The organism is Microbacterium sp. Bi128 (assembly GCF_918698205.1).
This window is the reverse complement of the sequence record NZ_CAKKMM010000456.1, coordinates 1-3,561: the sequence shown is the minus strand read 5'-3', so window position 1 is coordinate 3,561 and position 3,561 is coordinate 1. Positions and strand designations below refer to the sequence as shown.

The following is a 3,561-nucleotide window of genomic DNA, read 5'->3' as shown; positions in this document are numbered from 1 at the left end:
GGGAGGCGTCGTCGTCGTTCTTCATCACGTTCGGCAACAGCCGCCGCATGGCGCGGTCCGAGGGTTCGCGCGCTTCGGTGTCCAAACCCACCAGGGCCGCCAGCGGGTCCTCGTTGGCGCGCTGCTCCGGCTCCAGCATGGAGATGACGTCATCGAAAAGGCTGCGCAGCAGCTCCCGCTCGGCCGGCTCCAGATGGCCCTTGATGCCCTTGAGCCCGTACTTGAATGCCTTAGCCACGTTTTCCCTTGCCTTTGCCGGAACCGCCGGCGTTGCCGCCGGTGGCCTTTTCCACCGTCGCCCAGAGTCCGTAGCCATGCATCGCGACGGCGTGCTGCTCCACCTGTTCCTTGCTGCCGTGCGCCACGATCGAGCGGCCCTTCTTGTGGACTTCCATCATCAGCTTGTTCGCCTTGGCCTCCGAGTAGCCGAAATAGCTGCGGAACACATAGCTCACATAGCTCATCAGGTTCACGGGATCGTTCCAGATCACAAGGTTCCAGGGGACGTCCGGGGCGGTCAGGACGTCGCCGGACGTCACTGTTCCGGTCTGGGTACTCTCCCGTGTGTCGGGGCCGAGCGCAACGCTGAGGGTCATCTGTCCATTCTATGGGGATGCACACTAGAGTGAATTTGTGAGTACCTCCGCTGGCTGGGACCGTCCCCGCACGTCCCTGTACACAGACCACTACGAGCTGACCATGCTGCAGGGCGCCCTGCAGTCCGGCGCGGCGCACCGCAAATCGGTCTTCGAGGCCTTCGCCCGGCGGCTCCCGGACGGGCGCCGCTACGGCATCGTGGCGGGCACCGGCCGCCTGCTGGAGGGGATCGCGAACTTCCGCTTCGGCGAGCCGGAACTGGACTACCTGCACCGGACCAAGGTGGTCAACGACCAGACACTGGAGTACCTGGCCGGCTACAGCTTTTCCGGCGACATCTGGGGCTATCCGGAGGGTGAGGCGTATTTCCCGAACTCCCCCGTGCTGATCGTTGAGTCCACGTTCGCCGAGGCCTGCATCCTGGAGACCTACCTGCTCTCCGTGCTCAACCACGACTGCGCCATCGCCTCTGCCGCCTCCCGGATGATCTCCGCGGCCGGGACCCGCCCGTGCATCGAAATGGGATCGCGCCGGACGCACGAGGAATCGGCGGCCGCCGCTGCCCGGGCCGCTGTCATTGCCGGGTTCGACAGCACCTCGAACCTGGAGGCCGGATTGCGCTACGGGCTGAAGACGGTGGGCACGGCCGCCCATTCCTTCACGCTCCTCCATGACACCGAGCGGGAGGCCTTCGAGGCCCAGATTGCCGCCTTTGGGCCGGACACTTCCCTGCTGGTGGACACGTACGACGTCGAAACGGCCGTCCGCACCGCCGTCGATCTCGCCGGGGACAAGCTGGGCGCTGTCCGGCTGGACTCGGGCGACCTCGTGACCCAGGCCCAGTGGGTGCGCCGGCTGCTCGACGAGCTCGGCAACGACCACACCAAGATCGTGGTGACCTCAGACCTCGACGAATTCGCCATCGCGGCGCTGGCGTCCGCGCCGGTGGACTCCTACGGCGTGGGCACCTCGCTCGTGACCGGGTCCGGGGCCCCGACGGCGAGCATGGTCTACAAGCTCGTCAGCCGCACCGACGACGCCGGCGATTTCATCTCCGTCGCCAAGGCCGCCAAGAACAAGGCCAGCAAGGGCGGCCGGAAGTACGCGCTGCGCAAGCTCAACGAGCGCGGGACCGCCACGGCCGAAATCGTCGGCGTCGGCCATCACCCGGAGGACGACGGCAACGACCGTCCGCTGCTGCAGCAGTTCGTCAAGAACGGCGAGCTCCTCCCCGGGTGGACGGGCCCGGAGGGGGTCCAGCGCGCGCGCCGGCGCCACGCGGAAACCATGCGGGAGCTTCCCGCGGTGGTCAACCGGCTCCAGCGCGGCGAGGCGGCCATCCCCACCATCTACGAGGAGGACTGAATGTCCCGCGCCCTGATCATCGTTGACGTCCAAAACGATTTCTGTGAGGGAGGTGCCCTGGCCGTCCCCGGCGGGGCAAGCCTGGCCGGGGAAATCAGCGAGTACGTTGACGCCCACCACGGCCAGTTTGACCACGTCGTGGCCACCCAGGACTGGCACATCGATCCGGGTGAGCACTTCTCGGAGAAACCCGATCTCGTGGACAGCTGGCCGCGGCACTGCGTGGCGGGCACCCGCGGGGCCGAACTGCATCCCGATCTTGATCCCGAACACATCCAGGCGTACTTCCGCAAGGGCCAGTTCGCCGCGGCGTACTCCGGCTTCGAAGGGCTGCTGGCCCCCGAGGACGAAATCCCCACCGGCGACCGCCAGCCCGGCGCCATGCCCGTTACCGGCTCCGGAGACTCCGACAACACAGTGAGTTCCTTCGCCGGCAGTGATTTCGCCGCCGGCGAGGACGCGATCGGACTGGACGACTGGCTGCAGAGCCACGACGTCGAGGACATTGTGGTGGTGGGCATCGCCACGGACTACTGCGTCAAAGCGACCGCTCTGGATGCCGTCCAGGCCGGCTACTCCGTCACGGTGCTGCGCGGCCTGACGGTCGGCATTGCCGAAGACCTGGACGATGCCGTGGCCGAGATGGAGCTCGGCGGCGTCGATGTCCTCTGAGCCAGTAGACTCGAAATCCTTGCCCCATCGCCAGTCTTGCCATATTGACAGACCCGTAGAACCCCGGAGTACACCATGAAGAAGACCCTGACCGTCCTGATTGCCGCCGGAGCGCTGCTCGGCGCGGCCGGCTGCTCTGCCACGCCGCAGCTGACCAACGAGGAAACCTGCGCCCGGGTCAAGACCGTGGTCTCCGCCCAGTCGGCCACATCGGACAAGACCGGCATGACCCGGGTCGCCAACCAGCTGCGGCCCATCAAGGCGGCGGCATCCGAGGACCTCCGGGCCCCGCTGCAGACCATCATCGAATACTTCGACGAATCGGCCAAGCCCTCCCCGGACACCGCCAAGCTCGAGGACATGAAGGCCGACTACACCGCGGCAGGCCAGACCTACGGCCAGGTCTGCGGCGCCGGCCAGTAGCAGAAGCAAAGTTCACAGCAGAGTAAACAGCAGAGGGACCAGTTCACAGTGAACTGGTCCCTCTGCTGTTGCCCGGCGCCTATTGGACTGTGCCCATAACCCTCTGAGCCCATAATCCCCGGGCCATAACCCCGTACCCATGACTCCCTGCGCGGGGCTACTTCCGGCCGATGAACCAGTCCTGGAGTTTGCGCAGACGGGTCTGCAGCTGTTCCTCGTTGGCCTGGGCGACGGCCGGGCCGCCGCAGACGGTCCGGAGCTTGGTGTGGATGACGCCGTGCGGGGTCCCGGTGCGGGCCGACCAGGCCGCGACGTTTTTGGCCAGCTCGGTGCGCAGGTCCATGAGCATCCGGTGGTCCGGCACGGCCGGGGCCGCAGCCGCGGCTGCCTCAGTCTGCGGGGAGCGCCTGTTCTTCCGGTTCAGCTGCTCGTGCTGGCGCTGGCGCAACAGCGTGCCGACCTGCTCAGCGTCCAGCAGGCCCGGGATCCCGAGGTAGTCGAGCT

General features: G+C 66.9%; 5 protein-coding genes and 1 pseudogene. 3 read left to right on the top strand and 3 right to left on the bottom strand.

Annotated features, from left to right (window positions below):
• Together LQV45_RS20925 and clpS are read right to left on the bottom strand one after the other, a co-directional pair.
• The coding region (locus LQV45_RS20925) for a DUF2017 family protein (RefSeq protein ID WP_230008662.1) at positions 1-238 on the bottom strand (238 nt) is incomplete at its 3' end.
• On the bottom strand, positions 231-596 hold the full coding sequence (gene clpS / locus LQV45_RS20920) for an ATP-dependent Clp protease adapter ClpS (protein WP_018775730.1): 366 nt from the start codon (positions 594-596) through the stop codon (positions 231-233). The genes clpS and LQV45_RS20925, both read right to left, overlap by 8 nt.
• Positions 597-633: 37 nt before the next feature.
• On the opposite strand from clpS, the gene LQV45_RS20915 reads away from it, so the two are divergent.
• The 3 genes from LQV45_RS20915 (at position 634) to LQV45_RS20905 (ending at position 3,057) form a co-directional block, all read left to right on the top strand.
• The gene (locus LQV45_RS20915) at positions 634-1,962 is read left to right on the top strand and encodes a nicotinate phosphoribosyltransferase (protein ID WP_230008661.1); all 1,329 of its coding nucleotides are present in this window, start codon (positions 634-636) and stop codon (positions 1,960-1,962) included.
• Positions 1,963-2,634: an isochorismatase family protein gene (locus tag LQV45_RS20910; protein WP_230008660.1), complete on the top strand. Its 672-nt coding sequence runs from the start codon at positions 1,963-1,965 to the stop codon at positions 2,632-2,634. It begins immediately after the preceding gene.
• 75 nt (positions 2,635-2,709) lie between these two features.
• Positions 2,710-3,057, top strand: a complete 348-nt coding sequence (locus tag LQV45_RS20905) for a hypothetical protein (RefSeq protein WP_223915998.1) — start codon at positions 2,710-2,712, stop codon at positions 3,055-3,057.
• A 157-nt stretch (positions 3,058-3,214) separates the two neighbouring features.
• Here the strand turns inward: LQV45_RS20905 and LQV45_RS20900 are convergent.
• Positions 3,215-3,561, bottom strand: a pseudogene (locus tag LQV45_RS20900) (ATP-dependent helicase); the annotation flags it as partial.

What these genes read in the sequence shown, in the direction of transcription:
- clpS (WP_018775730.1), bottom strand. Translation starts at nt 596, where the DNA reads ATGACCCTCAGCGTTGCGCTCGGCCCCGACACACGGGAGAGTACCCAG.
- LQV45_RS20910 (WP_230008660.1), top strand. Translation starts at nt 1,963, where the DNA reads ATGTCCCGCGCCCTGATCATCGTTGACGTCCAAAACGATTTCTGTGAG.
- LQV45_RS20905 (WP_223915998.1), top strand. Translation starts at nt 2,710, where the DNA reads ATGAAGAAGACCCTGACCGTCCTGATTGCCGCCGGAGCGCTGCTCGGC.